This window comes from Saccharothrix sp. DSM 118769, assembly GCF_052936295.1.
Genome location: NZ_CP193627.1, coordinates 9383117 through 9409163, shown reverse-complemented (window position 1 = coordinate 9409163; position 26047 = coordinate 9383117). Strand labels below are relative to the sequence as shown.

29 protein-coding genes and 4 tRNA genes are annotated in these 26047 nt (G+C 72.5%); 21 read left to right on the top strand and 12 right to left on the bottom strand.

The window, feature by feature from the left end:
* Nucleotides 1-17: 17 nt before the first annotated feature.
* The 9 genes from mshD to ACRAKJ_RS40370 all read left to right on the top strand — a co-directional run bounded on the left by mshD (nucleotide 18) and on the right by ACRAKJ_RS40370 (nucleotide 8542).
* On the top strand, nucleotides 18-911 hold the full coding sequence (mshD, locus tag ACRAKJ_RS40410) for a mycothiol synthase (RefSeq protein WP_438923896.1): 894 nt from the start codon (nucleotides 18-20) through the stop codon (nucleotides 909-911).
* Nucleotides 912-1104: 193 nt separating this feature from the next.
* A complete protein-coding gene (pstS, locus tag ACRAKJ_RS40405) occupies nucleotides 1105-2226 on the top strand; it encodes a phosphate ABC transporter substrate-binding protein PstS (RefSeq protein WP_438923895.1) in 1122 nt (373 codons plus the stop codon).
* Between the two features lie 34 nt (nucleotides 2227-2260).
* Nucleotides 2261-3316 (top strand): phosphate ABC transporter permease subunit PstC, encoded by a 1056-nt coding sequence (pstC, locus tag ACRAKJ_RS40400; RefSeq protein WP_447008829.1) that lies wholly within the window; start codon nucleotides 2261-2263, stop codon nucleotides 3314-3316.
* On the top strand, nucleotides 3313-4227 hold the full coding sequence (gene pstA, locus ACRAKJ_RS40395; protein ID WP_438922414.1) for a phosphate ABC transporter permease PstA: 915 nt from the start codon (nucleotides 3313-3315) through the stop codon (nucleotides 4225-4227). Before pstC ends, pstA begins: the two co-directional genes overlap by 4 nt.
* Nucleotides 4228-4237: 10 nt before the next feature.
* Nucleotides 4238-5014, top strand: coding sequence for a phosphate ABC transporter ATP-binding protein PstB (pstB, locus tag ACRAKJ_RS40390; RefSeq protein WP_438922413.1), 777 nt, complete (start codon nucleotides 4238-4240; stop codon nucleotides 5012-5014).
* Nucleotides 5015-5176: 162 nt separating this feature from the next.
* On the top strand, nucleotides 5177-5578 hold the full coding sequence (locus ACRAKJ_RS40385; RefSeq protein ID WP_438922412.1) for a hypothetical protein: 402 nt from the start codon (nucleotides 5177-5179) through the stop codon (nucleotides 5576-5578).
* A 13-nt stretch (nucleotides 5579-5591) separates the two neighbouring features.
* Nucleotides 5592-6131, top strand: a complete 540-nt coding sequence (locus ACRAKJ_RS40380; protein WP_438922411.1) for a hypothetical protein — start codon at nucleotides 5592-5594, stop codon at nucleotides 6129-6131.
* A gap of 15 nt (nucleotides 6132-6146) precedes the next feature.
* The gene (locus tag ACRAKJ_RS40375) at nucleotides 6147-7748 is read left to right on the top strand and encodes a hypothetical protein (protein ID WP_438922410.1); all 1602 of its coding nucleotides are present in this window, start codon (nucleotides 6147-6149) and stop codon (nucleotides 7746-7748) included.
* Complete coding sequence (locus ACRAKJ_RS40370; RefSeq protein ID WP_438922409.1) at nucleotides 7745-8542, top strand: ESX secretion-associated protein EspG; 798 nt, start codon at nucleotides 7745-7747, stop codon at nucleotides 8540-8542. Before ACRAKJ_RS40375 ends, ACRAKJ_RS40370 begins: the two co-directional genes overlap by 4 nt.
* Nucleotides 8543-8566: 24 nt before the next feature.
* Here the strand turns inward: ACRAKJ_RS40370 and phoU are convergent, their stop codons facing one another.
* The 5 genes from phoU to dusB form a co-directional block, all read right to left on the bottom strand.
* Nucleotides 8567-9232, bottom strand: a complete 666-nt coding sequence (gene phoU, locus ACRAKJ_RS40365; protein ID WP_438922408.1) for a phosphate signaling complex protein PhoU — start codon at nucleotides 9230-9232, stop codon at nucleotides 8567-8569.
* An 80-nt stretch (nucleotides 9233-9312) separates the two neighbouring features.
* Nucleotides 9313-12876: an LCP family glycopolymer transferase gene (locus ACRAKJ_RS40360; protein WP_438922407.1), complete on the bottom strand. Its 3564-nt coding sequence runs from the start codon at nucleotides 12874-12876 to the stop codon at nucleotides 9313-9315.
* A gap of 321 nt (nucleotides 12877-13197) precedes the next feature.
* On the bottom strand, nucleotides 13198-14064 hold the full coding sequence (locus ACRAKJ_RS40355; RefSeq protein WP_438922406.1) for a diguanylate cyclase: 867 nt from the start codon (nucleotides 14062-14064) through the stop codon (nucleotides 13198-13200).
* Between the two features lie 197 nt (nucleotides 14065-14261).
* On the bottom strand, nucleotides 14262-14720 hold the full coding sequence (locus ACRAKJ_RS40350; protein WP_438922405.1) for a hypothetical protein: 459 nt from the start codon (nucleotides 14718-14720) through the stop codon (nucleotides 14262-14264).
* Between the two features lies 1 nt (nucleotide 14721).
* Nucleotides 14722-15867, bottom strand: a complete 1146-nt coding sequence (gene dusB, locus ACRAKJ_RS40345) for a tRNA dihydrouridine synthase DusB (RefSeq protein ID WP_438922404.1) — start codon at nucleotides 15865-15867, stop codon at nucleotides 14722-14724.
* Between the two features lie 150 nt (nucleotides 15868-16017).
* Here dusB and ACRAKJ_RS40340 point away from each other — a divergent pair.
* Together ACRAKJ_RS40340 and ACRAKJ_RS40335 are read left to right on the top strand one after the other, a co-directional pair.
* A tRNA-Lys gene (locus ACRAKJ_RS40340) sits at nucleotides 16018-16093 on the top strand.
* Between the two features lie 120 nt (nucleotides 16094-16213).
* Nucleotides 16214-17068, top strand: a complete 855-nt coding sequence (locus ACRAKJ_RS40335) for an exodeoxyribonuclease III (protein WP_438922403.1) — start codon at nucleotides 16214-16216, stop codon at nucleotides 17066-17068.
* Nucleotides 17069-17227: 159 nt separating this feature from the next.
* On the opposite strand, the gene ACRAKJ_RS40330 is transcribed toward ACRAKJ_RS40335, so the two are convergent.
* Together ACRAKJ_RS40330 and ACRAKJ_RS40325 are read right to left on the bottom strand one after the other, a co-directional pair.
* Complete coding sequence (locus ACRAKJ_RS40330; RefSeq protein ID WP_438922402.1) at nucleotides 17228-17806, bottom strand: hypothetical protein; 579 nt, start codon at nucleotides 17804-17806, stop codon at nucleotides 17228-17230.
* 87 nt (nucleotides 17807-17893) lie between these two features.
* On the bottom strand, nucleotides 17894-18304 hold the full coding sequence (locus ACRAKJ_RS40325; protein WP_438922401.1) for a TIGR03618 family F420-dependent PPOX class oxidoreductase: 411 nt from the start codon (nucleotides 18302-18304) through the stop codon (nucleotides 17894-17896).
* 43 nt (nucleotides 18305-18347) lie between these two features.
* On the opposite strand from ACRAKJ_RS40325, the gene ACRAKJ_RS40320 reads away from it, so the two are divergent.
* The 3 genes from ACRAKJ_RS40320 (at nucleotide 18348) to ACRAKJ_RS40310 (ending at nucleotide 20595) form a co-directional block, all read left to right on the top strand.
* Nucleotides 18348-19184 (top strand): oxygenase MpaB family protein, encoded by an 837-nt coding sequence (locus tag ACRAKJ_RS40320; RefSeq protein ID WP_438922400.1) that lies wholly within the window; start codon nucleotides 18348-18350, stop codon nucleotides 19182-19184.
* Nucleotides 19185-19348: 164 nt separating this feature from the next.
* Nucleotides 19349-20176 carry a glutamate ABC transporter substrate-binding protein gene (locus ACRAKJ_RS40315; protein WP_438922399.1) on the top strand — a complete coding sequence of 276 codons (828 nt, stop codon included), beginning with the start codon at nucleotides 19349-19351 and terminating at the stop codon, nucleotides 20174-20176.
* Between the two features lie 215 nt (nucleotides 20177-20391).
* Nucleotides 20392-20595 (top strand): cold-shock protein, encoded by a 204-nt coding sequence (locus ACRAKJ_RS40310; protein WP_015105489.1) that lies wholly within the window; start codon nucleotides 20392-20394, stop codon nucleotides 20593-20595.
* 88 nt (nucleotides 20596-20683) lie between these two features.
* Here ACRAKJ_RS40310 and ACRAKJ_RS40305 read toward each other — a convergent pair whose 3' ends face one another.
* The 3 genes from ACRAKJ_RS40305 to ACRAKJ_RS40295 all read right to left on the bottom strand — a co-directional run bounded on the left by ACRAKJ_RS40305 (nucleotide 20684) and on the right by ACRAKJ_RS40295 (nucleotide 22025).
* The gene (locus tag ACRAKJ_RS40305) at nucleotides 20684-20995 is read right to left on the bottom strand and encodes a hypothetical protein (protein WP_438922398.1); all 312 of its coding nucleotides are present in this window, start codon (nucleotides 20993-20995) and stop codon (nucleotides 20684-20686) included.
* 251 nt (nucleotides 20996-21246) lie between these two features.
* Nucleotides 21247-21453: a cation transporter gene (locus ACRAKJ_RS40300; protein ID WP_438922397.1), complete on the bottom strand. Its 207-nt coding sequence runs from the start codon at nucleotides 21451-21453 to the stop codon at nucleotides 21247-21249.
* A 47-nt stretch (nucleotides 21454-21500) separates the two neighbouring features.
* The gene (locus ACRAKJ_RS40295) at nucleotides 21501-22025 is read right to left on the bottom strand and encodes a hypothetical protein (protein ID WP_438922396.1); all 525 of its coding nucleotides are present in this window, start codon (nucleotides 22023-22025) and stop codon (nucleotides 21501-21503) included.
* A gap of 164 nt (nucleotides 22026-22189) precedes the next feature.
* On the opposite strand from ACRAKJ_RS40295, the gene ACRAKJ_RS40290 reads away from it, so the two are divergent.
* From ACRAKJ_RS40290 to ACRAKJ_RS40270, 5 genes are all read left to right on the top strand, one after another.
* Nucleotides 22190-22435, top strand: a complete 246-nt coding sequence (locus tag ACRAKJ_RS40290) for a hypothetical protein (RefSeq protein ID WP_438922395.1) — start codon at nucleotides 22190-22192, stop codon at nucleotides 22433-22435.
* Nucleotides 22436-22599: 164 nt separating this feature from the next.
* Nucleotides 22600-23226: a ScbR family autoregulator-binding transcription factor gene (locus tag ACRAKJ_RS40285; RefSeq protein WP_438922394.1), complete on the top strand. Its 627-nt coding sequence runs from the start codon at nucleotides 22600-22602 to the stop codon at nucleotides 23224-23226.
* A gap of 175 nt (nucleotides 23227-23401) precedes the next feature.
* Nucleotides 23402-23474, top strand: a tRNA-Glu gene (locus tag ACRAKJ_RS40280).
* Between the two features lie 37 nt (nucleotides 23475-23511).
* Nucleotides 23512-23585 (top strand) — tRNA-Asp (locus ACRAKJ_RS40275).
* A 35-nt stretch (nucleotides 23586-23620) separates the two neighbouring features.
* Nucleotides 23621-23694 (top strand) — tRNA-Phe (locus tag ACRAKJ_RS40270).
* Between the two features lie 44 nt (nucleotides 23695-23738).
* Here the strand turns inward: ACRAKJ_RS40270 and ACRAKJ_RS40265 are convergent.
* Nucleotides 23739-24584, bottom strand: a complete 846-nt coding sequence (locus tag ACRAKJ_RS40265; protein WP_438922393.1) for a hypothetical protein — start codon at nucleotides 24582-24584, stop codon at nucleotides 23739-23741.
* A 66-nt stretch (nucleotides 24585-24650) separates the two neighbouring features.
* Here ACRAKJ_RS40265 and ACRAKJ_RS40260 point away from each other — a divergent pair, with 66 nt between their 5' ends.
* Both ACRAKJ_RS40260 and ACRAKJ_RS40255 read left to right on the top strand, forming a co-directional pair.
* Complete coding sequence (locus ACRAKJ_RS40260) at nucleotides 24651-24863, top strand: helix-turn-helix domain-containing protein (protein ID WP_077010893.1); 213 nt, start codon at nucleotides 24651-24653, stop codon at nucleotides 24861-24863.
* Nucleotides 24860-25393: a Clp protease N-terminal domain-containing protein gene (locus ACRAKJ_RS40255; protein WP_438922392.1), complete on the top strand. Its 534-nt coding sequence runs from the start codon at nucleotides 24860-24862 to the stop codon at nucleotides 25391-25393. The genes ACRAKJ_RS40260 and ACRAKJ_RS40255 overlap by 4 nt, the downstream gene beginning before the upstream one ends.
* Here the strand turns inward: ACRAKJ_RS40255 and yczE are convergent.
* A complete protein-coding gene (gene yczE / locus ACRAKJ_RS40250; RefSeq protein WP_438922391.1) occupies nucleotides 25362-25991 on the bottom strand; it encodes a membrane protein YczE in 630 nt (209 codons plus the stop codon). The two genes, ACRAKJ_RS40255 and yczE, sit on opposite strands and share 32 nt — an antisense overlap.
* Nucleotides 25992-26047 lie beyond the last annotated feature (56 nt).

Here is a 26047-nt window from a genome sequence, read left to right as displayed (position 1 = left end):
CCGGTAGGTTTCCCGACGTGGAATCGACCTGGTTCGAAGAGCTGACCCCCGAGCAGGCCGGAGAGGTTTCCGGCCTGCTCGGGGCCGTTGAGGCGGCCGACGGCGTGGCCCCCGTGGGGGAGGCCGTCGTCCTGCGCCTGCGCCCCGGCGCCCGCGGCAGCGCCCACCTGCTGGCGCGCGTGGACGGCGTCCTGGCGGGCTACCTGCACCTGGACGTCTTCGGCGACGCCGACGGCAACAAGGTCGCCGAGCTGGCCGTCCACCCGGAGCACCGCCGGCGCGGCACCGCCACCGCCCTGCTCGCCGCCGCCCAGGAGCGCGTCGCCCTCCTGGGGGACGCGCCCCTGCGCGTCTGGGCGCACGGCGGCCGGCCCGAGCAGGAGGCCCTGGCGGCGAAGCTCGGCCACCGCAAGGTCCGCGAGCTGCTCCGCCTGCGCCGCCCCCTCGACGCCGGCCTGCCGTCGCCGGTCCTGCCCGAGGGCGTCCGGCTGCGGTCGTTCGTGCCCGGCCGGGACGAGGCGGCCGTCGTCTACGTCAACCACCGCGCCTTCTCCTGGCACCCCGAGCAGGGCGCGATGAGCATCGAGGACGTCCGGCACAAGGAGGAGGAGCCGTGGTTCGACCCGGCCGGCTTCCTGCTGGCCGTCGACGCCGAGGAGCGGCTGCTCGGCTTCCACTGGACGAAGGTCCACTCGGCCACCCTCGGCGAGGTCTACGTGGTGGGCGTCGACCCGGGCGCGCAGGGCGGCGGGCTGGGCAAGGCCCTCACCCTCGCCGGGCTGGCGCACCTGCGGGACGCCGGGCTCACCGAGGTGATGCTGTACGTCGAGGCCGACAACGCGGCGGCACTGGCCGTGTACACCCGGTTGGGGTTCGCCCGGTGGGATTCGGACGCCCAATACGCCCGGTAGTGACGAAGCCATCACGTCATGCAAACGTGCAGGTCACGGGACCACCCAAAAGGCGGTGTCCCCAGTCACCTCCCGTATGGAGTTCACCTCTCGTTCACCTTGTCCTGGGCGCCTGTCCACCCTCGCTGCCTACCGTCCGTGTCGAGCGGCGGAGGTTCGTCGCGACACCGTTTTTCGCAGCTGGAGGACCCAGGTGAAGACCAAGCGACACGGCGCCGTTCTCGGCCTGATCGCGGCCGGTGCGCTTCTGCTCACCGCGTGCGGCAGCGACAACAACACCGGTGGTGCGGGCACCACGTCGGCGGCGGGCCAGTCGTCGACGCCCGTCGAGTGCGGTGGCAAGTCCAACCTGAACGCAGAGGGTTCCTCCGCGCAGAAGAACGCGATCGACACGTTCATCCAGGCGTACCAGCAGAAGTGCGCCGGCGCGAACGTCGCCTACAACGCCTCCGGCTCCGGCGCGGGCGTGAAGAACTTCAACGCCGGCCAGGTCGACTTCGGCGGCTCCGACTCCCCGCTGTCCGAGAGCAAGGGCGAGGTGGCCGCCGCCGCCGAGCGCTGCAAGGGCAACCCCGCCTGGAACCTGCCGCTGGTCTTCGGCCCGGTCGCGCTCGGCTACAAGCTGGAGGGCGTCGCCGACCTCACGCTGACCGGCGAGGTCGCCGCCAAGATCTTCAACGGCTCCGTCAAGAAGTGGAACGACCCGGCCATCGCCGCGCTGAACTCCGGCGCGTCGCTGCCCGACAAGGACATCAAGGTCGTCTACCGCTCCGACGAGTCGGGCACCACCGACAACTTCCAGCTCTACCTCCAGGCCGCCTCGAAGGGCGCCTGGACGCAGGGCGCCGGCAAGCAGTTCAAGGGCGGCATCGGCGAGGGCAAGGAGAAGTCGGCCGGCGTCGCGCAGGCGGCGGGCTCGATCGACGGCGCCATCACCTACGTCGAGCTGTCCTTCGCCCAGGACAACAAGCTGTCCATCGCGAAGATCGACAACGGCTCCGGCCCGGTCGAGCTGACCAACGAGACGGTCGGCAAGGCCATCGACGGCGCCACCGTCAAGGGCTCCGGCAACGACCTGGTCCTCGACCTGAACTCGATCTACGGCTCGTCCACCGCGGGCGCCTACCCGCTGCTGCTCGCCACCTACGAGATCGTCTGCTCCAAGGGCTACGACGCCGACACCGCGAAGGCCGTCAAGGCGTTCCTCACGGTCGCGGCGACCGACGGCCAGGCCGGCCTGGCGGACGCGGGTTACGCTCCGCTCCCCAAGGCGTTCCAGGACAAGATCCTGACCGCCATCCAGGCGATCGCCTGATCAGGCCGGCAGACTCCACGCAGGCGTTGAGGCGATGAACGACCGCACCGTGGTCGAGCGCCCCGCGGGCACCGCTGACAGCGGTGCCCGCGGGGGCGTTCCGGCCGCTCGACCCGACTCGGAGGCTCCGATTCCCCCGACCGCGGAAGCCGAGAACAAGAAGCACGTCCGGCCGGGTGACCGGATCTTCGCCGGTCTCGCCACCGGCTCGGGCATCTTCATCGTGGTCCTCATCGGGGCCATCGGCATCTTCCTGCTGATCCAGGCCATCCCCTCGCTGGGGCTGGACAAGGTCAACTTCCTGACCAGTCGCGAGTGGTCCACCAGCGACGTCAACAACATGCGCTACGGCATCCTGGACCTGCTCCTGGTGACCGTGGTGTCGGCGGCGTTCGCGCTGGTCATCGCCATGCCCATCGCGCTGGGCATCGCCCTGTTCCTCACCCAGTACGCGCCGCGCAGGCTCGCCCGGCCGTTCGCGTACGTCATCGACCTGCTGGCCGCCGTGCCGTCGATCATCTTCGGCCTGTGGGGCCTGCTGGTGCTCGGCCCGGTGCTCACGCCCATCGGCGAGTGGCTCACCGCGAAGCTCGGCTGGATCTTCCTGTTCGCCGAGGGCAACGTCAGCATCGAGATCGGCGGCACCATCTTCACCGCCGGCATCGTGCTCGCCGTCATGATCCTGCCGATCATCACCGCGGTCAGCCGCGAGGTGTTCGACCGGACCCCGCCCACCCACGTCGAGGGCGCCATCGCGCTCGGCGCGACCAAGTGGGAGGTCGTCCGGACCACCGTGCTGCCGTTCGGCAAGGCCGGCTACGTCAGCGCCTCCATGCTCGGCCTCGGCCGCGCGCTCGGCGAGACCATCGCGCTCACGATCATCCTCAGCGGCACCGCCGCGACGTTCGGGTGGAGCCTGTTCGACGGCGGCGCGACGTTCGCGTCCAAGATCGCGCTGGCCGCGCCCGAGTTCAACGACCCGCGCATCGCCGGCGCCTACATCGCCGCCGGCCTCGTGCTGTTCGTGCTCACGTTCGGCGTCAACGCCATCGCCCGGTCCATCGTCGCCGGTCACAAGGAGTACGAATGACGACCGACACGGCGGACCTCGACCGCCTCGCGACGCCGCCGACGTTCCAGAGCGTCAGCGGCTCGCGGAAGTTCAAGAACGCCGTCGCCACCACCCTGGTCTACGGCGCGTTCCTGATCGCCATCGTGCCGCTGGTCTGGGTGCTGTTCGTGGTGGTCCAGCGCGGCTTCCCGGTCATCCTCGACGCCGACTGGTGGCAGAAGTCGCTGTCCGGGCTGCTCTCGCGGCAGCAGGGCGGCGGTGTCTACCACGCGATCTACGGCACCCTCGTGCAGGGCCTCGTCTGCGGCCTGATCTCGGTGCCGATCGGCCTGTTCGTCGCCGTCTACCTCGTCGAGTACGGCGGCCGGTCGAAGCTGTCGAAGGCCACCACGTTCATGGTGGACATCCTCACCGGCGTGCCGTCCATCGTGGCCGCCCTGTTCGTCTACACGCTGTGGATCACCTACTTCGGCTTCGGCCGCAGCGGGTTCGCGGTGTCCCTCGCGCTGGTGCTGCTCATGGTGCCGGTGATCGTGCGGACCACCGAGGAGATGCTCAAGATCGTCCCCGACGAGCTGCGCGAGGCGTCCTACGCGCTGGGCATCCCGAAGTGGAAGACGATCGTCAAGGTCGTCGTGCCCACCGCGCTGTCCGGCATCGTCACCGGCATCATGCTGGCCCTCGCCCGCGTCATGGGCGAGACCGCGCCGGTGCTCGTGCTGGCCGCGTACGCGCCGTACATCAACTACAACCTGTTCGACGGCCCGATGGCGTCGCTGCCGCTGCTGATGACGTCCGAGCGGAACAACCCGACGCAGGCGGGCTTCGATCGCATCTGGGGCGCGGCGATCACCCTGGTGCTCATCATCACGCTGTTCAACCTGCTGGCTACCGTGATCTCGCGGTGGCTGGCTCCGAAGACGAAGTGAGCGGGCGGTCATGGCCAAGCGCATCGACGTGAAGGACCTCAACCTCTTCTACGGCAAGTTCCACGCCGTCCAGGAGGTCTCCCTGGCCGTGCCGCCGAAGAACGTCACCGCGTTCATCGGACCCTCCGGTTGCGGCAAGTCCACCGTGCTGCGGTCGCTGAACCGCATGCACGAGGTGGCGCCGGGAGCCCGCGTGGAGGGCAAGGTGCTGCTGGACGGCGAGGACATCTACGCCTCGTCCATCGACCCGGTGCAGGTGCGCCGGACCATCGGCATGGTGTTCCAGCGGCCCAACCCGTTCCCCACGATGTCGATCCGCGACAACGTGGTGGCGGGCCTCAAGCTCGCGGGCGAGCGGAACAAGAAGAAGCTCGACGAGGTGGCCGAGAGGTCGCTGCGGGGCGCGAACCTCTGGAACGAGGTCAAGGACCGCCTCGACCGCCCGGGCGGCGGCCTGTCCGGTGGTCAGCAGCAGCGCCTCTGCATCGCGCGCGCCATCGCCGTGCAGCCCGACGTGCTGCTGATGGACGAGCCGTGCTCGGCCCTGGACCCGATCTCCACGCTGGCGATCGAGGACCTGATCACCGAGCTGAAGAAGGAGTACACGATCGTCATCGTGACCCACAACATGCAGCAGGCGGCGCGGGTCTCCGACCAGACCGCGTTCTTCAACCTGCTGGGTGTCGGCCAGCCGGGTCAGCTGATCGAGGTGGACGACACGGAGAAGATCTTCAGCAACCCGAGCCAGAAGGCCACGGAGGACTACATCTCGGGCCGCTTCGGCTGAGCAGTCCCCCGGTCGAGAGCCCTCCCACCTGCGGTGGGAGGGCTCTCGCGCGTTCGGGTGATGCGGGAACCGGCGGTTGGCGGCGACCGTCAAAATCGAGACACGGTCCTCCGTCCGGGGGTACCGTGACGGCTGGGATCGGCAGACTCGCAGGGGGTAATCGTGGCGCCGGAAGGTGCGTGGAGCGTCCAGTCCATGCAGGCCATGACGGCCAACATGCAGGGCCTGAAGGCCGCGGCGGACTCGGGCTCGTTCGCGATCAGCCAGTCGGGGGCGGAGGCGTACCTGAAGGCGATCGACAGTGCGCTGATGGACCTCCAGAAGCTCGACAACAACCTGTCGCACCTCCAGCAGCGCGCCAAGCTCGGGACCAGCCCGGACGCCGAGGCGATCACCCGCTACAACCAGGAGAGCGTCGAGGGCGGGGCGGGGACGACCGGCATAGTCCCGGCCATCAACCAACTGCGGTCCGCGTTGACGGAAGCACGGCAGGCGATCCAGAAGGCGATCGAGAACTACCGCGAGGTGGACACGTCTGCCGCCGGAACCTACAACCGCTACTGAGGGTGGAAGTCAGTTGAGCGAGGGATTGTCGTCACGCGTCCTCCTGGCCTTCGCGGTCGTGGCCGCGGTGGCCACCGGCTGCACCACGGAGGAACCGGGTGACCCGACGCCGGGCGGTACCGCGTCGAGCACGACCGGCAACGCGGTGGAGACGACCACCAGCACTCCGGCGACCGGCGGTGACGTGTTCGCGGGCTTCGACGCGTGCGACGTGCTGGAATCGGTCGCCGGCCAGGTGAGCCTGACCGAGATCGAGCCCGACGGGGATGCGTGCGACGCCATCCTGGGAACCACCAACGCGGTGTCGCTGAAGCCCGAACCGGACCTCAAGATCGACGAGGCGGTCGGCAAGGACGTGTCCAGCATCTCCGTGGGCTCTCGGGACGCCAAGCTCGTCAAGGCACCGGCCTCCGACACCTCGTGCCTCGTCGCGATCGAGGTGACTCCGACCGACAGGGTCGACATCGCCTCGTCCGACAACACGTCGCTGGACAAGGCGTGCGACGCCGCGACGCGGGTCGCCAACGCCATCGAACCGACGCTGCCCAAGTAGTCCAAGGAGAACGTCGTGGCACCGCCGAACTCGAACTCGCAGCAGAACAGCCAGGCCACCCAGGTCACCTACGCCGGGCAGACCGAGGCCGAACTGCGCGCGGAATACGAACGTGCGCGGACCGAGAACCCGGGCTTCTTCGGGGCCATCACGACCCTCGACGACTACATCCGCTACAAGCAGCAGTCCGCGCAGTACCAGCAGGAGCAGGAGCGCAACCTCGAGCAGGCGGTCGAGAACTACCGGCCCCCGCTCACGCCCGCCGGGTCGTTCTACATGGGGTACGACCACAAGGCCCTCAAGGACATGGTCACCACGAACATGGCCCCCGGCACCGCGAACGACCAGGGCGAGGCGTGGACCAAGGTCGGCAACACGCTGGCCCAGCTCCAGGCCGACCTCACCAGTGCCACGAACGCCAGCAAGGGCGCGTGGCAGGGCAAGGCGGCCGAGGCGGCCCAGGGGTACTTCACCAACGTCGCCACCTGGTCCGGCAACGCGGCCCAGGGCGCGCAGCTCACCGGCAACAAGCTCTACACGCAGAGCCAGGCGGCCGAGGCGGCCAAGAACTCGATGCCCGAACCGGTCGACTTCAGCACCGCCGACGCCTACAAGATGTTCTTCTCCGAGCCCAACCCGTTCAAGTGGGCCGACACGATCGACCAGATCGAGCAGAAGTTCGAGGAGAAGCAGCAGGCCCACGAGCGGGCGGCCGAGGTCATGACGACCATGTCCACCAGCTTCCAGGAGTCCGGCTCCACGATGCCCGCCTTCTCGCCGCCCCCGCCGATGAGCGGCGCCGGGGGGAGCGGTGAGTCCACCGGCACGGGTGAAAGCGGGATCGGCAGCCGCCCGACCGTGCCCAGCGGTGTCGGCACCGGGACGGGTACGGGCACCGGGACCGGCACGGGCACGGGCAGCGGCTCGTTCGGCGACGTGACCATCCCCGGCGGCGGTGGCGGCGGCGGCAACACCAACCAGTCCGGCCTGAACGGCGGCGGCATCACGCCCCCCGGCGGCGGCGGTGGCGGTGGTGGAGGCGGCGGCGGTGGCGGCGGCGGCGGCCAGAACGGCGGCGGTGGCGGCGGCATCTACCCGCCCGGTGTCTTCCCGCCCGGTGGCACGCCCCCCGGCGGACGTCCCGGCGTGCCCGTCCCCGGCGGACGCCCCGGCCAGAACGGTCCCGGCGGCCTCGGCGGTCGGGGCATGCCCGGCGGCGGCCCCGGTGGCCTCGGCGGTCGCGGCATGCCCGGCGGCGGTGGCGGTGGTGGCGGCGGGCTCGGTGGGCCCGGCGGCATGGCGGCGGCCGGTCGCGGCGCCGGTGGCGTGGGCGGCATGGGCGGTTTCGGGCCCGGCGGCACGACGGGCGCGCTCGGCGAGGCCGGGCGCACGGGCGCGGGCGGCTTCGGCCCCGGCGGCAGCGGCGGTTTCGGGCCCGGCGGCGCGGCGGGCGCGGCCGGTCGCGGTGGCGCGCCGGGCGTGGGCGGCATGGGCGCGGGCGCCGGTCAGGGCCAGGGGGAAGAGGACAAGGAGCACAAGGCGGCGTCGTACCTCGTGGAGACCGAGGACGTCTTCGGCGACGGCACCATGGTCGCCCCGCCGGTCATCGGCGGGTGAGCGTGTTCTCGTTCGCCCTGTCGCACGCGGCGGCCGACATGGTCTGGGAGGACCTGAAGCTCGGCAGCCGGCCCTACCCGTTCGACTTCCCCTACCTCGGGCAGACGTTCGACGAGCGGCGCGGCATCCGTAACGCGGTGTACCGCGACCTGGAGTCGCGCGGCCTGGCCCGCCGCGGCCGGGTCGTGCCCGAGGTGGAGGAAGCGCTCACCCTGCTCGTCCGGTTCGACTACTCGCTCAGCGCCATCGCCTCGCTCGACCCGCGCAACGTCGAGCGCCAGCTGCTCGCGCGCGCCGGCGCGGCGAAGGAGAACGCGGCGTTGGCCGTCATGGACGACCGGCAGATCAAGGTCGACCTGCTGCGCTCGGCCACGCTGGTGCGCTCGGTCGTGGAGCTTGTCCCGGGCAACCGCCCGGGACCGGGCCAGTCGATCACGGTGCCGATGCCGTCCTCGGCGCCGCCCCCGCCGCCGCGCCGCGACGACGACTTCGGCAACGCGACGTTCACCCGGGCCATGGCGCCCCGCAGCACGGCCGCCACGCAGGTGCGCGCCCTGGAGGCGGTGTTCGAGCGGCAGCGGCTGCGCGCCGGCCAGTTCGGCGTCACGGTCCGCGGCAGGCACGGCCGCGAGCAGCGCGCCCCGCAGGTCGCGTGGTTCGACAACGACCAGGGCCGCTACATGTCGCAGACCCGGCAGGGGCCGGACGGCCAGAAGTGGCTCACCCACGCCCCCGCCGACAACCCCCGCATCGCCGCCCAGCTCACCCAGGAGCTGAACGGCCTGCTGGGCTGAGCCCTTCCCCGACCCGGGAAGGGCTCAGCTCTCGTCGGAGCCGCCGTAGCCGGGCATCCGCCCGGTCACGACGAACACGGTCCGCTTCGCCACCGACACGGCGTGGTCGGCGAACCGCTCGTAGAACCGGCCGAGCAGCGTGGTGTCCACCGCGGACGGGACGCCGTGCGCCCACTCCTTGTCCATGATCACCGTGAACAGGTGGCGGTGCAGGTCGTCCATCGCGTCGTCGGCGTCCTCCAGCGACCGCGCCCGCGCCGCGTCCTGCGTGCGGATGATGTCGGTCGCCTCGCGCGCCAGCTCGACGGCGATGCGGCCCATCTCCGAGAAGTACGGCTGCACGGTGTCGGGCAGCACGTGGTTCGGGTGCCGGCGACGCGCGGCCTTGGCCACGTGCAGCGCCAGGTCGCCCATGCGCTCGACGCTCTCCGCGGCGTGGATCACCGCGAGCACGATGCGCAGGTCCGTCGCGACCGGCGCCTGGAGCGCGAGCAGCGCGTACGACTGCTCCTCGATGGCCGCGCGGACGTCGTCGATCTTGACGTCGTCGCCGATCACCTGCTCGGCGAGGGCGAGGTCCGCGTCGAGCAGCGCCGAGGTGGCGCGCTCCATGGCCTCACCCGCCATCGCGCACATGTCGGCGAGCTGCCCGGCGAGTTGTCCGAGCTGGTCGTGGTAAGCCTCACGCATGGCGGTCAGCCTACGTGCGGGTCGTCGCGGTAACGACCCACCCCGGTGAACCGGCGGTGAACCCGAAACGTCCAGTCGGCTCACGCACAGGGGTCCGCCGCGGCGTTGACGACCTCCAGGTCCTTGGGCGGCTGCGGCGTGCCGGCGTCCGGCGGTGCCGCGCCACCACCCGCCTGCGGGGCCCGCACGACCTCGTCCCAGTTCGGCCCGATGAGCAGCTGCACCGCGCCGCCCATGGACGGGTCGGCCACCAGCACCGCGCCCGGGATGGACGCCGCCAGCGTCGCCGCGGCGTCCTCGCCGCCCGTGTGGTACTTGATGACGGTCTTGTCGGTCGTCTCGCCGTTGCCGGTGATGACCACGTCGTACCCGAGGTCCTCCAGCTCGGTCGTCGCGTACAGCGCGAGGCCGGTGGAGTCGGGGTCGCCGTTGAGGACCTGGACCTTGACGCCCTTGGGGTCGACGACCTTGCCCGGCTTGGGCCCGACGGGCGCGGGGGTCGGCGCGCCCGTCGCGGGCGCCGAGGTGTCCGGCTTCTCGTCGGGCAGCGGCGTGCCGTCGATGATCGACTGGAACAGCGCCCTGGTCTCCGCCTCGCGCAGCATCTCGACGTTGTCGTCGTTCGACAGCGTCGGGCCCTCGTCCGTGTAGTGCGGGACGGTCACGAAGCTGACCCGGCCGGCTTCGAGGCTGCGCAGCGACTGCGCGAGCGTGAGCATGTCGTTCACGCCGATGTTGTCGCCCACGGTGGCCGCGGCGAACGCGTTGAGGAAACCGTTGAGCTTGCCCGGGTTCAGCAGGATCTCCGACGACAGCGCCTTGCGGAGCAGCGCGGACAGGAACTTCTGCTGCCGCGTCACGCGGTCGTAGTCGCCGAACTGCTCACCGGACACCTTGCGCGCGCGGACGTAGTCGAGCGCCTTGCCGCCGTTGACCTGGAACCGGCCGGCCTTGTCGAAGATCGTGCCCAGCTCGTCGTCGACCATCGGCTTCGGCACGCACACCTCGACCTCGCCGACCGCGTCGACCATGCCGCGGAAGCCGTTGAAGTCCACGCTGATGAAGTGGTTGATCTCCAGGCCGGTCAGCTCGGTCATGAACTTCGCCACGCACCGCGGACCGCCGTCGAAGTAGGCCGTGTTGGCCTTCGCGCCCTCCTGCGCTTCGAGCTGCGTGCCGGTGTACTGGCCGGTGCTGGAGTCCCACTGCTCGCACGCGGGCCGCGTCACCGTCAGGTCGCGCGGCACCGAGACGACGACCATCCGCTTCCGGTCGGCCGGGATGTGGGCGAGCATCAGCACGTCGGACCGCGCGCCCTGCACGGCGTCGGTGTCGCCGACGCCGTCCTGCGCCTTGGCGCCCGCGCGGGTGTCCGAGCCGATGATCAGGAAGTTCTCGTCGCCGAGCTGCTTCTCGGCCTCGTGGACGGCCGCGGAGTTCGAGCCGAGCGCGTCGACCTCGACGATCTTGCTGTCGATGTAGAGCATCGCGCCCCAGCCGAGGCCCGTGGACACGAACACCAGCACGGCCGCCGCCAGCGACACGACCTTGACGCTGCGCACGATCCTGCTGTGCTTGGCCGTGCGACCGCGGCGGCGCGGGCCGTCGCCGTCGTCGTCGAGGACGTCGACGGGCGCGGCGTACTCGGTGGCGTCCTCGTCGTGGTCGGCCTTCCACGGCATCAGCTTCTGCCGGCGCTCCTTGCGGATGCGCTCCTGCTCGGCCAGTTCGTCGTGGACGGCGGAGAAGCGGGCCAGCGTGTGGTCGACCTCGCGACGCTTCTTGACGTCGTCGCTGATGGCCTCCATCTCGGTGGTGAGGCTGGCCGGGTCGATCTGCTCGCGCGGTTCGGGGCCGCTCGGCGGGGCGACCGGCGCCGGGGGCGCCTGGCTGCCGAGGCGGTCCGCGATGGGAGGTGCCTGCTCGGCCGGGTCCTCGGCGAAGCGGCGGCCGGGCGCGTCGGGCGCGACCTGCGGCCCGTCGGCGAGCCGGCGCGGGCCGCTGCCCCGGTCCTGGTCGTCCACCGGCGGACCGGCGGGACGACGCGGTCCGAACCCGGGTTCACGGCCCGGGTCACGGCCGGGTTCGTCGGCGGGGCCACCCGCGAGCCGGCGCGGCGCGCCGCCCTGGTCGATGCCGTCGACGGGCGCGCCGGCCAGGCCGCGCGGACCCGGTCCACCGGCGAGGCGACGGGGCGCGCTGCCGCGGTCCTGGTCGTCCACCGGGTGACCGAGGGGCCGGCGCGGGTCGGCGGGGCCACCGGCGAGGCGGCGCGGTGCGCTGCCCCGGTCCTGGTCGTCCACGGGGCGACCGGGCACGCCCTGGTCGTCCACGGGCGGGCCGGCGGGGCGGCGGGGATCGCCGGGACGACGGGCGTCCGGGCGGGGAGGTCCGGCGGGGCGGCGGCCGGGAGCGGCGTCCTCGGCGAGCCGCCGGGGGCCGTCACCGTGCGGGCCGTCCACGTCGGCGGGGCCGACCGGGCGGCCCATCGGGCGCCTGCCGGTGCCCTCGCCGGGGCGCACGGGCGGTTCGGGCCCGTCCTCGGCGAACCGGCGGCCGGGGGGCTCACCCGGCACGCCTTCGGGCCGGCGGCGCGGGCCGCCGTCCGGGGCGCGGCGGGGGTCGAGGTCCTCGGGGCGCTGCGCCGGTCGGCGAGGACCGTCCGGCGGTTCGGGCCGGGCCCGGCGACCGGTGCTCTCGCCAACCCGGTGCGGCACGTCGGCCACCCCGTCCACGGGGCGGCGGGGGTCCGGGCGGGGCACGTCCGACCTGGACACCTCGGCCCTGGGCGTGTCCGGTCTGGGCACGTCGGGCCGGAAGGCGTCCGAGCGGGGGGCGTCGGGCCGGGGCACGTCGGGCCTCGGTACGTCCGACCTGGACGCGTCGGGCCTCTGCACGTCCGGCCGCGGCATGTCCGGCCTCGGCACGTCGGGTCGGAAGGCGTCCGGCCGGGGCACGTCCGGCCTCGGCACGTCCGACCTGGACGCGTCGGGCCTGGGCACATCGGGCCTGTGCAAGTCCGGCCTGGGCACGTCCGGCCTGTACGCATCCGGCCTCGGCACGTCCGGACGCGGCCCGTCGTGCCGGAAGGCGTCGGGGCGAGGTGCCTCCGGCGGCGCGGCGGGACGTGCGCGTCGACCGGTGTGCTCACCGGGTCGCGGCCCCTCCGGGTGCACGGGCGGCGGGACCGGGCGCTGGGCGTTCGGGTCGCCCTCGGGGTAGCGGCGCGGCGGTTCGGCGGCGCGGCGGCCGGGGGCGTCCGGCGGCTCCGGCCGCGCCCGCCGCCCGGTGCCCTCACCGGGGCGCCTCGCGTCGGCGGGGGCGGGGTGGCCGTTCGGCGCCGCGCGTCGCGGGCCGTCCTCCGGTGCCGGGCGCGGCGCGCGCGTGCCGGTGCCCTCCTGCGCGGGGGCGAAGAAGTCGTTCGGGGGGGCCTGGCGCCTCGGCGGCTCCGGGCCGTCCGCGGACGGCGTGAAGTGGTCGGGCGCGGCGCGGCGGCCGGTGGCCTCCGGCGGGCGCGTGCCGTTCGGCGCGGGCCCGCGGGGCGGTTCGGGTTCGGGCGCGGCCCGGCGGCCGGTGTCCGCGGGGCCCGGCGGAACCGGCCTCGGGATGTTCGTGCGGCTGTGCTGTTCGAGCAGGTCGGACACGCTCAGCCCGCCATCGTCCAGTGACCTGCGGCGACGTCCGGTCGGCTGGTCGTCCTGGGGGGCGTGGTCTCCACCGGGTCCGGGGCCGCCACGGCGGGGCTCGTCGGGCACCCGGTCTCCCTTCAGCTTCGGTCACTAGTGGGTCGTCATCACGAGTTGACGACAGCAAGGACACAGTGGTTGCACCAACGGCGTGTCACTTGCCCTGGCGATACTACGGATGACCGCCAGTCCTGACGACCACTCCCGGTGATACAGGGGTCGGCAGTACTCGGAAGTGCGCAGCAGACTACGCCCGAAAGGGTGAGCAACCAGTAGGGATCAGTAACCGGCAACCCGCGATTCGGCTATACCGCGTCGCCCGGAAGCGGGACCGGCGAGGCGCACGCGACCGTTCTCCCGGTACGCCACCGCGTTCCGTCCTGACTGCTTGGCCGTGTAGAGGAGGCTGTCCGCGCGCAGCAACTGCTGCTCCGGGGACACCGGCGGGCGCGTCGACGGGTCGGTGGCCGGCGGCTCGTAGGCCAGCCCGACGCTCACCGTCACCCGCAGCCCCGGCGCGAGCGAGGACCAGGAGTGACGCTCGACACGCAGTCTCGCGGCTTCGGCCACGCCGATGGCCGTCACGGCCTCGACGTCCGGCAGCACGAGCACGAACTCCTCGCCGCCGTACCGGGCGCAGAACGCGCCCTCCGGCAGCTCCTCCTGGAGCAGCTCGACCACCCGTTGCAGCACCCGGTCGCCCAGGACGTGCCCGAACGTGTCGTTGACCTGCTTGAACCAGTCGAGGTCGATCAGCGCGATGGCCAGGCCGGAGGCCGCCGTGCCGCGTTCGGCGACCATGTCGACGAGGCGCTCGTCCAGGTAGCGCCGGTTGTAGCTGTCGGTGAGGCTGTCCCGGAGGCTCTGCTCCCGCGCCTCGGCGTGCTCGCGGCGCAGCCGGTCGACCTCGCGGCGCAGCTGCTCGGGCACCTGGGGCTGGTCGTCCTGGTCCGCGTAGACCAGGTCGAACGCCGAGCGCAGGTGCTGGTACGCCTGCCGCCACTGGCCCCGGGAGGCGAGCAGCGTGGCGATGGACTCGTGCAGCTGCACCAGGCCGCCGCCCTCGCCCCGGGACGACGCGGGCTCACCCGCTGCGGGCCGGCCGTCGCTGTCGAACTCGGCGACTTCGGGTCGCAGTGCGGTCATCGCGCTCACCTCCTTACTTGCCAGGTGTCGTCTGTTACGACGCGGCGCTTGAGCCGGCAAGACGCGTCTACTAGTGATTTCCCTCTACTGGTTGACCGTGCACTGCTCCGAACTGGTGACGTTCGACGATCTATAGGGATCGCCGTGTGCTGAGCGTGGTCGAACGGCCCTCGGGCCGGTCACGGCCCTCGGGCCGGTCAGTTCGCGCAGGGGGCGAAGCCGTACGCCTTGCCGTTGAGCAGCACGACGTGCTGCGAGCCGATCTGGCTGCCGACCTCGGTGCCGTCCTGCACGACGGTCAGCGTCACCGCCACCACCAGCACCACGCCGCGCGGGTGCTCGTCCGAGCCGGGCGGCGCCCACTCCGGGTCCAGGCGCAGCGTCGACATCGTCGGGTGCACCTCGATCGTGCCGGACGGCAGCCGGCAGTCGTCGTCGCGGAAGTCCGGGTGCTGGGTGGTGGTGAGCAGGTCGCGCTGCTCGGTCGCGCCCTGCGCGCCCGCCTCGTTCAGGTCGTTGAAGTAGCCCGTGACCATGTCGCGCTCCACGTCGCCCACCTGGAGCGGGCGCGGCGTGCCGGCCACCGAGGGACCGCACGCGGTCAACGAGAGCAGCAGGGCGCACATCGCGGCGGCCGTGGCGCCGCGCAACCGCACGTCACCCACCCGAGTGCATGTCTTCGGCGTCCGGGACCATGCCGTCCTCGGGGTCGTCCAGCCAGCCCTCGGGCAGCACGACCTTGGCGGGCGAGCCCTGCCGGCCGCGCGGCTCGTCGGCGCTGTCCGGGAACGCCAGGTCCGGGTCGAGCCGGCCGACCAGGTCGTCCAGCTCGGCGAGCGTGGACACCATGGCCAGGCTGCGCCGCAGGTCCGCGCCCACCGGGAAGCCCTTCAGGTACCAGGCCATGTGCTTGCGCAGGTCGCGCACGCCCTTGTCCTCGCCGAGGAAGTCCGCGAGCAGCGCGCCGTGCCGGCGCAGGATCTCCGCCACCTGCCCCAGCCGGGGGCCGGGCGGGATCGGCTCGCCCCGGAACGCCGCCTGGAGCTCGCCGAACAGCCACGGCCTGCCCAGGCAGCCGCGCCCGACGACGACGCCGTCGCAGCCGGTCTCGGCGACCATGCGCAGGGCGTCGCGGGCGCTGAAGATGTCGCCGTTGCCGAGCACCGGGACGTCGGTGACGGCCTCCTTCAGCCGGGCGATCGCCGACCAGTCGGCCTGCCCGGAGTACCGCTGCACCGCGGTCCGCGCGTGCAGCGCGACCGCCTGGGCGCCCTCATCGGCGGCGATGCGCCCCGCGTCCAGGTAGGTGAGGTGGTCGTCGTCGATGCCGATGCGGAACTTCACCGTCACCGGCACCCCCGCCGGTTCGGCGGCCCGCACGGCGGCGCGCACGATCCGCCGGAACAGCTGCCTCTTGTACGGCAGCGCCGCCCCGCCGCCCTTGCGCGTCACCTTGGGCACCGGGCAGCCGAAGTTCATGTCGACGTGGTCGGCCCGGTCCTCGCCGACGATGATCCGCACCGCCTCCGCCATGGACGTCGGGTCCACGCCGTAGAGCTGCATCGAACGGGGGCGCTCGCCCTCGCCGAAGGTGATCATCTGCATCGTCTTGGAGTCGCGCTCCACGACGGCGCGGGCAGTGATCATCTCGCACACGTAGAGCGAGCTGGAACTGCCGAACTCGCGGCAGAGCTGCCGGAACGCGACGTTCGTGATGCCCGCCATCGGTGCGAGCACGACGGCGGGATCGACCAGGTACTGGCCGATCTTCAGGGGCTTGGTGGCGTGCAGCGCGGTCGACATCGCTCCCATTGTCACCCAGCGACGCCAGTGGCGGTCGCCACAGACCGCGGACCGACCCCCTGCCCGCCGCCCCCCGCAACCAAGATGTGTCCCGCGACACCCCGCAGCCACCGTCGAACCCCACCCCCGACGTCCACTACCCTCGACCGCGGGCCGCTAGCTCAACTGGCAGAGCAGCGGACTTTTAATCCGCGGGTTCAGGGTTCGAGCCCCTGGCGGCCCACCAAACCCCCAGGTCAACGGCCTGGGGGTTTTGCTGTTCACGATCGCTGTCGGGGCTTCGGCGCACGTGAGGTCGTGGTCGACTTGGCGCGCGGTGGGGTGGGGTGGCGGTTAGCTTGGTCTCGTGCGGCTGGCTACCTGGAACGTGAACTCGGTCAAGCAGCGGATGCCCCGGTTGTTGGGGTGGCTCGACGAGCGGGCCCCTGATGTGGTGTGCCTCCAGGAGACCAAGCTCGCCGACGAGGCGTTCCTCGCGCTGCTGGGCGATGAGCTCCGGACGCGTGGGTACGGGGTGGCCGTGCACGGGCAGGCGCAGTGGAACGGGGTGGCGATCCTCTCGCGGGTCGGGCTGGACGACGTCGTCGTCGGGTTGCCCGGCGGGCCCGGGTTCCCGGAGCAGGAGGCACGGGCGGTGTCGGCCACTTGTGGGGGTGTGCGGGTGCACTCCGTCTACGTGCCGAACGGGCGGGAGGTCGACTCGGAGCACTTCCGCTACAAGCTGGAGTGGTTGGCGGCGCTCCGGCGGGTGGTGGCGGGTGGGCCCGAGGACGTCGTGGTGTGCGGCGACGTGAACATCGCCCCGGCGGACGCCGACGTGTTCGACCCGGCCGCGTTCGCGGGGCACACGCACGTCACGGACGTGGAGCGGGCCGCGTTGGGGGAGCTGCAGGCGTTGGGGCTGCACGACGTCGTGCGCGACCGGTGGCCGGACTCGCGGATCTACACGTACTGGGACTACCGGGCCGGGATGTTCCACCAGGACCTCGGGATGCGGATCGACCTGGTGCTCGCCTCGGCCGGTGTGGCGGCGCGCGCCGAGGCGGCCTGGGTGGACCGGAAGGCCCGGAAGGGGACCTCGCCCAGCGACCACGCGCCGGTGGTGGTGGACCTGGACGAGGCGCCGGACGGCGACATCGGGCCGGTCGTGCCGCCGCCCTCCGCGCCGCGTGCGCGCAAGACGGCCAAGGTTCCGCGTTGAGCACGTGAACCGCACGGCGCCGCCATCATGACGATGAGGACCTGCGCGGGGTTATGGAGCGGCGGTGCCGGTGAATGGACGACGCCGAGCCGGACGCCGTCGTGGACGACCGCTGCGCGGGTGAGGTGCAGACGCCGACCTCGGGCGCCGGTGGCCCGGCTAGTCGAACCGCTCGCAGGCCACGCCGTCGCGGTCCAGGTCGAGGTGGTGGCGGTCCCGGCCGTGCACCTCGATCCGGGTGACGCCCTGGTCGTGCAGCCAGCGGCAGCGGTCCCACACGCCGCGCGGGAAGCGCAGCGGTACGCAGACCCCGTCCGTGGTGTACGAGGGGTGGCAGTCCCAGCCCTGCGGTGACTCGGGCACGGGCGGCGGTCCGGGCGGTGGGGGGTGCGGCGGCGGGTGGTGCGGTGGTGGCGGGTGGTGCGGCGGGGGCGTCTCGTCCGGGACGTCCCCCACCGGCTGCCGCTCGCCCGCCGGCGACGGTGACGGGGGTGGTGGCGGCGGGGGTTCGGGGCGCTGCGGCGGCGGTGCGAGCACCACGACGGGGGTCGTGGACCGCACCACCTCGACGGTGGTGGTGAAGGTCGCGCTGAGCACGCCCGGCCCCACCGGCGCGACGGCTACCCGGTGCGCGTCCACGGGGCGCGGCCGGTCGACCGACAGGGCGAGCGCCACCAGCCCGGCGGACGCCAGCACGAGCGCCGCGCCGGCCAGGCCGATCCGTCTGCCACTGCTCATCCCAGCACCCGCTCCAGCGTTCCACGGTGTCACGTGGAATCGGTCGCGCGTGCCGGTGCGTTACGCCCGGCCCCCCACTGCGGGTGATCAGCCGCTCACGTCGGGTCCCGCGCGCTCGATCTCCACCCTGATCACGACGCGCCGCTCGCGCTCCATCGCCGCCCGGTACTCGTCCCAGTCGGGGTGCTCGCCGGAGATGCGCCGGTACAGGTCGACCAGCGGTTCCATCGCCTCCGGCAGGGGCACCACGGTGGCCGGCCCCTCGACCTGGAGCCAGTCGCCGAAGAAGCCCTCGGTGAGGAAGCACAGCGCGGCGCGCGGGTCGTTGCGCAGTTGGCGCGTCTTGTAGGCCGTCTCCCGGGTGCTGACCACGACGCGGCCCTCGTCGTCGACGGCCGCCAGCACCGGCGACATCTGCGGCGTGCCGTCCGACCGGTGCGCCAGCAGCACGGCGCGCGGGTTGCGGCGGATGAAGTCCCTTGCGCGGTCCAGGTCCATGGACCCATCCTGCCGCCGCCCGCGCCGTGCCACGATCGGTCGGGTGGACGTCGGACTGATGGGCCCGGACTCCGTGACGTGGCAGTTGCACGCCGACCCGGCGATGTGGGTGGCGGGCATCGCCGGCCTCCACCTCCAGGCGCTGCACCCGAGGGCCGTCGCCGGGGTGGTGCAGAACTCGGGTTTCCGGCGGGACCCGCTGGGTCGCCTGCTGCGCACCGCCGGCTTCGTCGGCGCGGTCAGCTACGGCTCGACCGACGAGGCGCGCCGGGCCGCGGCACGGGTGCGCGGGGTGCACCGCTCCCTGCGCGCCCGGGACGCCGCCGGCCGCGCGTTCCGCGTCGACGACCCGGAGCTGCTGCTGTGGGTGCACTGCGCCGAGGTGCACTCGTTCGCCACCGTGCTGCGCCGCGCCGGCTACCGGCTCACCGACGCCCAGGTCGACCGCTACTACGACGAGCAGCGCCGCACGGCCGCCCTGGTGGGCCTGCGCGCCGACGAGGTGCCGGGCAGCGCGGCGGGGATGGCCGCGTACTTCGCGGGCGTGCTGCCGGAGCTGCGGCGCACCGCCGACTCGGAGGTCGTCCGCCGGTTCCTGCTCCGACCGCCGCTGCCCGGCGCGCTGCGCCTGGGCCTGGGCGCCTACGAGCCGCTGCTGGGGCGCCTCGCGTACTCCGTGCTGCCGCCGTGGGCCGTCGCCCTGCACGGCCACCGCCCGTACCCGGCACCGGTCGCCACGGGACTGCTGCGGTCGGTGCGGGCCGCGGCGCTGCTGGTGCCCGCGCCGCTCCGGTGGCGCGTGCCCGAGGGGCACGTGAACAGGGCCGTGCGGCGGCTCGGGGTCCGCGCGGTGCCGAGGCGCGGCCTGCTGCCCCGGTGACGGGGTCGCGCGCCTCACAGGCCGCACTGCTCCGAACGGCGCAGCGGAAAGGTCCGGTGCGACGTTCGTCGCACCGGAGTTACCGACCGGTTTGCTTAGCATGGGAAAAGTCCGGTGCGCCGATCCGCACCGCGTTTCCCGAGCACCCGAGAGGTACGCAACCCATGTTGTCGCGACGACTGCTGCCCGCGACCGCCGTGGTGGCGGCCCTGTTCTCCAGCGCCGCGTGCGGCGGTGCGAGCGACGACACGTTGGAGGGCAGGGCCGAGGACGGCAGCCTCACCATCGGCATCCGCTTCGACCAACCCGGCCTGGCCCAGCGCAGGCTCGACGGCAAGTTCGTCGGCTTCGACGTGGACGTCGCCAAGTACGTGGCGGCCCAGCTCGGCGTCGAGGAGAAGGGCATCACCTGGAAGGAGGCCCGCTCCGCCGACCGCGAGAGGCTGATCGCCGAGGGCGAGGTCGACTTCGTCGTCGCCACCTACTCGATCACCGACAAGCGCAAGGAGCAGGTGTCCTTCGCCGGTCCCTACTTCCAGACCGGGCAGGGCCTGCTGGTGCGGTTCACCGAGGCCGACATCACCGACCCGGGCCACCTCGACGGCAAGCGCCTGTGCTCGGTCACCGGCTCGACGTCCGCGCAGAAGGTCAAGGACCAGTTCGCGCAGGGCGTGCAGCTCGTCGAGTACGGCCAGTACTCCGACTGCGTCACGGCGCTGCTGGCGTCCAAGGTCGACGCGGTCACCACCGACGAGGTCATCCTCGCCGGGTACGTGGCGGAGAACCCCGAGCTGCTCAAGCTCGTCGGGCAGCCGTTCACCACCGAGCGCTACGGCGTGGGGCTGCTCAAGGGCGACGGCGAGGGGCGGGCCGACGTCAACGCCGCCCTGGAGAAGATGATCAGCTCCGGCGAGTGGCTCGCGGCCCTGGAGCGCAACATCGGCCAGGCCGACATCGAGCTGCCGGAACCGCCCGAGGTGACCGAGAAGTAGATCCCGGGTTGACCAATGGGGTCCGAACGGTAGTGCTGAAGGTCACCCAACCGATACCCTCGGCAACGCAGGCCGTGGTTTCTGTGTTCGTGTCTCACGCTCGCGGAACGACACGCGGGCGTGCCGTCCCCGCTGGTGGCAGCGGGGGAAACGCCCCCGGGACGGCCGGGGTTGCACGGTGCAGCCCCAAGCTTCCCTGCGATGGAGGCAGGTACATGGCACTGGGCACTGTCAAGTGGTTCAACTCCGAGAAGGGCTTCGGCTTCATCGCCCAGGAGAACGGCGGACCGGACGTCTTCGTGCACTACTCGGAGATCCAGGGCCAGGGGTTCCGCACCCTGGAGGAGAACCAGCGGGTCGAGTTCGAGATCGGGCAGGGAACCAAGGGACCGCAGGCCCAGAACGTGCGCAAGGTCTGATCTTCCCGATTGGTCCCCACGAGCGTGACGCAGGCCCCCGACCGGTTCGGTCGGGGGCCTGTTCGCCGTCGTGCGGGGGTTTCCGGTCCTAGTAGCCGCGCTGGCGGGCTTCCCACTCCAGTCGCTGCATGACCCACTCGGTGGCCAGCGCCTGGGGGGACGTCTGCCGCTCGGCGGCCATCTCCTTCAGCTGCTCGTTCGCCATCAGCTGGAGGCGGAGCTGGTAGACCTGCGCGTTGCCGAAGCTGGTGCCGGCGGTGGTCTCCGCGTCCGCGGTCTCCGGGGCCAGCGCGGCGAGGTAGGACGCCAGCTCCTCGTCGGGGAGCAGTTCCTCGGGCTGTTCACGGTGTGGCGGGCGATGCCGGCCGGACTTCGAGCGTCCTAGCGATCCAAGAGGCACCGCGCCACGATAACGGTTGGATTGCGGAAGCGTACGAACTGTGGCCTGGGTCACACTTGTGTGCATGGAGAGGCCCCCGCGCCAGGGGGAGGAACGCGGGGGCCGGAGGGGATCTCCACAGGTGCTGACCGGGGGTGTGTCAGCAAATCGGATTGTTGCACGCGCACGGGGAGCTGGGGAGTGGGTTCGCGGTAAATCTTCGGCCCGCGACCTCCCCCCGGACCCGTCGCGGCGGCGACCGGTGGGACGGGTCAGGCCAGGGCGTACCCGGCCTCCTCGACCGCGGCGCCCACCTCGTCGCGCGACAGCTCCCGGGTGCTGGTCACGGTGACCGCGCCCGAGTCGAGCGCCACGTCGACGCCGGTCACCCCGTCGACCGCGGTCAGCTCCTCGGTGACCGAGCTGACGCAGTGCCCGCAGGTCATGCCGGTGACGGTGTAGGTGCTGGTGACGGACATGGCGCCCCTCGTCTTCCTCGTCGGTGCTCTGGCCTTCGAGGATACCCCTAGGGGGTAGAGGTGTCCTCTCCCGGGGGCTCCAGTTGCGTGATCTCGCCCTCCAGCCGCTGGACCAGTTCCTCCAGGCCCGCGAGCATCCCGTCCAGCTCGCTCATCTTGTCGCTCATCAAGCGGTCGATGTCGGCCTCGATGGCGGCCAGCGAGAGGCCGCCGAACACGTCCTGGCCGGCCGCCGGTGCCGGTTCGGGGGCGGGGTCCGCCGCGGGGTCCGGGGCGTGGCCGGCCGCGTGGTCCGGTGCGGAATCGGACGCGGAATCGGGCGCCCGGTCGGGTGCGGCCTCCACGGGCGCGGCCTGGGCGGCACCCGTCGTGCCCGGCAACGGCCCGCCGGCCCGCTCGGCGGCCGGCTCGGTGCTCCGCCCGGCGGCCGGCGACCCCGCGTCCGGCCGGTCGGCGTTCGGCGTTTCGGCGTGCGGCCGGTCCGCCGACGACGTGCCCGCGCCCGGGCGCGTCGCCGCCGCTGCGTCCGTCACCGCTGGTTCCGGCGTCTGGCCCGGTACCGGTTCGGTCATGGGTCCTGCCCTCCTCGTTCACGACAAGCACATCACGCGGCGCTTGACACCAAGTGGCCTACACGGAAAGTGACGCTCCGTCGCCCCCGAATCACTCTCCGGGGGGCTGCGGCGGTTCGACGGGCTCGCTTAGCCTCGCGCCAACCTCAAGTCGGGGAGGCGTCATGAGCGGGTCCCTAGAAGTACGTCAGTTCCTGTGGAACCAGGACGACACCATGTCCAGGCCGGGCGGAGCCGGAGTGCCCGCCCAGCGCACCGGCGAACCATCGCGGATCTCGGACGAGCAGGTGCACAAGGCGCGGCTGTCGGTCGCGCGGGGAGCCACCAGCGCCGAGGACTGCCGGTTGCTGCTCGACATGCTCGGGCTGTCGCCGGGTGAGGACGGGGGCCTGCCACCCGTTCAACGGTAGACGCGCAGGTGGCGACCCATCCGAGACGCGCACCCCCCGGAAGCGCGTCTCGGGTGGGTCGCTCAGGAACATACCGAGCGGTCTTTTTCCGGGCAACGCCCTTGCGGTGGGGCCGTGCCTGGGCGAAGGCTCCGGGGTGACCAATCACACCCACCGGAGCCCCGATGCCCCAGCAGCACCGCGCCGTGGCCACCCGTGACGCGATCCTGCGCGCGGCGGCCGAGGAGTTCGACCGGCTCGGCTACGAGGGCGCGGCGCTGAGCGCCGTCCTCGACCGCGGCGGCGTCACCAAGGGCGCCTTCTACTTCCACTTCGCGTCCAAGGAAGCGCTGGCCGCGGTGCTCGTCCGGCTCCAGGAGGAGCTGTGGCCACGTCTGGCGGGCGAGTGGCGCGCCCGCGGGCTCGACCCGCTGTCCACCGCGGTCGGTCTCGTCCAGGACGCCGCCGAGCGGCTCTCCCGCGACGTCGTGCTGCGCGCCGGCGTGCGGCTCGCGGCCGACCGGGAGCTGGACCACCCCGGCCTGGCCGCCTCGCACCTGCGCTGGGAGGCCGTCGTCGGCGAGCTGCTGGGCGACGCCCGCGCCGAGGGGCTGCTGCTCGCCGGGGTCGACCCGGCCGCCGCCGCGCGGGCGCTGTGCTCCGCGGCCCTCGGCGCCCGGCTGATCTCCGTCGCCGCGTCCCGCTGCGCCGACTACCCGGAACGGATGCGCGAGGTGTGGCGGCTGGTCCTGCCCGGACTGGCCGCCCCGGAGTCCCGCGCGGCGGCCGAGCGGCTCCTCGACGCGCCCTGAACGCGCTTCCGGAGCGCTTCCGGAGCGCTTCCGGCGGGACGGAATCGCAGGTCAGGCGTTTGTCGGACCCCCGTTTTGGAGCTGCGGGGCATCGTGCCCTATGCTTACGATGCTTCCACCGGACAGCGTGGAGGGCCTGGGAAAAAGGTGGCCCAAGGGCTGCCGGAGGAACTGGGTCCCCATCGTCTAGCGGCCTAGGACCCCGCCCTTTCAAGGCGGTAGCGCGGGTTCGAATCCCGTTGGGGGCACGTAGTACAGTAGGATCAGCAGTGCGCAGTACAGCAAGGCCCAGTGGCGCAGTTGGTTAGCGCGTCGCCCTGTCACGGCGAAGGTCGCGGGTTCGAGTCCCGTCTGGGTCGCAAGGCAGTTCGGCTATACGGCCGGGCCGCTGCCTGGCCAGGTAGCTCAGTTGGTACGAGCGACCGCCTGAAAAGCGGTAGGTCGGCGGTTCGACCCCGCCCCTGGCCACGCTCACGCGAAAAAGCCCCCGCAGAATTCCGCGGGGGCTTTTTTCATTCTCCCGGGGCGAACCGGACGAGCGCGAGCGCTTGGTCGTCGTGCACTTTCGACCGTCGCCACTTCGTGCGATCCGCATCACCCCGTTCAGCGACGCGAATCGCGTCCAGCACCGCGTCCGGCCCTTTTTCCGACGTGATGTGCGCCACCTCGTGCCAGTCGGTGAAGAGGCCGTAGTCGTCCACCCCGCACGACACGCCGTCGGTGGCGAGCAGGACGGCCCGCACCTCGTGCCGGGGCCAGGTGCGCCGCACGGCCCGGTGCGCGGCGGCCGGGTCGGCCTCGGCGACCCACCAGCCGCCCTCGCGGTTGCGCCAGTCGGTGATCCGGTCGACCGCGCCGCGCAGGTCCCGCAGCCGGGTGTCGGCGACGACGTGCGCGGCGGTGCCGGTGGCCGTGGCCGCGCCGGTGAAGACGACGACCGGGCTGTCGGCGAGCACGAGCACGTCCACGGTCGCCTCGGTCCACCGCGCGATCGCGACCGTGGACGACGGCGCGGCGCCGGGCACGAGGCCGTGCTCGTCGCGCAACCGGGTGATGGCGGCGGCCAGTTCGTCGGCGAGGTCGCCGTGCAGGCCGTCCGCCCCGGTCAGCTGCTCGGCGAGGTGGCGGGAGTGCCAGCCGCCGTCGCGTTCGCGCGGGGTGGGCGAGGTGGCGCCGTCCAGGAGCACGACGGCGTTCGGCAGGACGACGACGCGGTCCTCGGTGGGGCGCGGCAGGCCGTCCAGGCCGACCCCGGCGCGTTCGGCGGTGGTGATCTCGGGCTTCGGGGGCCGTGGCCCCGGCGGTCGTGGCCCTGGTGCTCGTGGCCCTGGTGCTCGTGGCCCTGGTGCTCGTGTCATCGGTGGTCGAGCCTAGTGCGTCAACCTGGGTTGACAACACCGGTTTTGTCAACCAAGGTTGACGGCATGACAGAGGCAACGGAGCTCGCCTCGGCGGCGGGCGACCAGGACCCCAGGGTCGGGCTGCGAGCGGTCAGCGCACTGCGCCGGCTCCTGGAGACGCTGGAGGCCGTGCAGGTGCGCAACGCCCGCGCCCGCGGCTGGTCGTGGCAGGAGATCGCGGCCGAACTGGGCGTGACCCGGCAGGCCGTCCACAAGAAGCACGGGGGAGACCGATGATCGGCGAGAAGTTCACCAGGGAGGCGCGGAGGGCCGTCCGCAACGCCGTCGTCGAGGCCGAACGGCTCGACGCCCACGAGATCGGACCCGAGCACCTGGCGCTCGCGCTGCTCGACGCGCCGGTGCTCGTGACCTTCGACCTGCCCCGCGACGAGGTGGTCGAGGCGTTCGCCGCCGCCCGCCGCAAGGGCGGGCTCAGCGACGCCGACACCCGGGCGCTGCGCGGGCTCGGCATCGACGTCGACGCCATCGTGGCCTCGGTCGAGCGCACCCACGGCGAGGGCGCGCTGGCCGTGGCGCCCCGCCGCCGGCGCAGGTTCTTCGGCAACCACCTGCCGTTCACCGCCGCCGCCAAGAAGACCATCGAACGCAGCCTCGTCGAAGCGCGCGACCTCGGCCACGACTTCCTCGGCCAGGAGCACCTGGTCCTCGCGCTGCTCTCCGCCCACGACCTCGTCACCGAGGTGCTGGGGGCGCGCGGCGTCGAGTACGCCGAGGTCAGGAAGCTGGTCGCGCGCTCACCCAGGTGACCAGGGGCAGGAACGCCTGGGTCAGCGGGCCGATGGACACCGCGTACAGGACGGTGCCGATGCCGATGGTGCCGCCGAGCAGCCACCCGACCGCCAGCACGGTCAGCTCCACCACCGTGCGCACCAGGCGCAGCGACGTCCCGGTCCGCGCGCAGAACCCGGTCGTGAGACCGTCGCGCGGGCCGGGACCGAGCCGCGCGCCGATGTAGACGGCGGCGGCCAGGCCGTTCAGCACGATGCCCGACACCAGGAACAGCACGCGCGGCAGCAGCTCGTGCGGCGCGGGCAGGATCGCGAGCGTCACGTCCACCGCGACACCGATCACGACGACGTTGCTCACCGTGCCGACGCCGGGGCGCTGGCGCAGCGGTATCCAGCACAGCAGCACCAGCACGCCGACCAGCGCGGTCACCGTGCCGAAGCTCAGCCCGGTGCGCTCGGTCAACCCCTCGTGCAGCACGTCCCACGGGTCGAGGCCCAGGGTGGCGCGGATCTGCAACCCCATGCTCGCGCCGTAGAGCCACAGGCCCGCGAGGAGCTGGGGAACGCGGCGGAGCGGGGAGACGGTGACGGGGACCTGGGTGAGTGCGGCGAGCATGTGGCCATACTTCGTCCTCATTGGCCTTGTATTCCAGGGCCAATGCTGATTAATTG

Excerpts from the sequence above, each read along its gene's own strand:
- ACRAKJ_RS40315 (WP_438922399.1), top strand. The coding sequence starts at position 19,349 with ATGTTGTCGCGACGACTGCTGCCCGCGACCGCCGTGGTGGCGGCCCTG.
- ACRAKJ_RS40355 (WP_438922406.1), bottom strand. The coding sequence starts at position 14,064 with ATGACCGCACTGCGACCCGAAGTCGCCGAGTTCGACAGCGACGGCCGG.
- pstC (WP_447008829.1), top strand. The coding sequence starts at position 2,261 with ATGAACGACCGCACCGTGGTCGAGCGCCCCGCGGGCACCGCTGACAGC.
- phoU (WP_438922408.1), bottom strand. The coding sequence starts at position 9,232 with ATGCGTGAGGCTTACCACGACCAGCTCGGACAACTCGCCGGGCAGCTC.
- dusB (WP_438922404.1), bottom strand. The coding sequence starts at position 15,867 with ATGTCGACCGCGCTGCACGCCACCAAGCCCCTGAAGATCGGCCAGTAC.
- yczE (WP_438922391.1), bottom strand. The coding sequence starts at position 25,991 with ATGCTCGCCGCACTCACCCAGGTCCCCGTCACCGTCTCCCCGCTCCGC.
- ACRAKJ_RS40290 (WP_438922395.1), top strand. The coding sequence starts at position 22,190 with ATGAGCGGGTCCCTAGAAGTACGTCAGTTCCTGTGGAACCAGGACGAC.
- ACRAKJ_RS40310 (WP_015105489.1), top strand. The coding sequence starts at position 20,392 with ATGGCACTGGGCACTGTCAAGTGGTTCAACTCCGAGAAGGGCTTCGGC.
- pstB (WP_438922413.1), top strand. The coding sequence starts at position 4,238 with ATGGCCAAGCGCATCGACGTGAAGGACCTCAACCTCTTCTACGGCAAG.
- ACRAKJ_RS40325 (WP_438922401.1), bottom strand. The coding sequence starts at position 18,304 with ATGGACCTGGACCGCGCAAGGGACTTCATCCGCCGCAACCCGCGCGCC.
- ACRAKJ_RS40265 (WP_438922393.1), bottom strand. The coding sequence starts at position 24,584 with ATGACACGAGCACCAGGGCCACGAGCACCAGGGCCACGAGCACCAGGG.
- ACRAKJ_RS40285 (WP_438922394.1), top strand. The coding sequence starts at position 22,600 with ATGCCCCAGCAGCACCGCGCCGTGGCCACCCGTGACGCGATCCTGCGC.
- ACRAKJ_RS40330 (WP_438922402.1), bottom strand. The coding sequence starts at position 17,806 with ATGAGCAGTGGCAGACGGATCGGCCTGGCCGGCGCGGCGCTCGTGCTG.
- ACRAKJ_RS40260 (WP_077010893.1), top strand. The coding sequence starts at position 24,651 with ATGACAGAGGCAACGGAGCTCGCCTCGGCGGCGGGCGACCAGGACCCC.
- ACRAKJ_RS40295 (WP_438922396.1), bottom strand. The coding sequence starts at position 22,025 with ATGACCGAACCGGTACCGGGCCAGACGCCGGAACCAGCGGTGACGGAC.
- ACRAKJ_RS40255 (WP_438922392.1), top strand. The coding sequence starts at position 24,860 with ATGATCGGCGAGAAGTTCACCAGGGAGGCGCGGAGGGCCGTCCGCAAC.
- ACRAKJ_RS40300 (WP_438922397.1), bottom strand. The coding sequence starts at position 21,453 with ATGTCCGTCACCAGCACCTACACCGTCACCGGCATGACCTGCGGGCAC.
- pstA (WP_438922414.1), top strand. The coding sequence starts at position 3,313 with ATGACGACCGACACGGCGGACCTCGACCGCCTCGCGACGCCGCCGACG.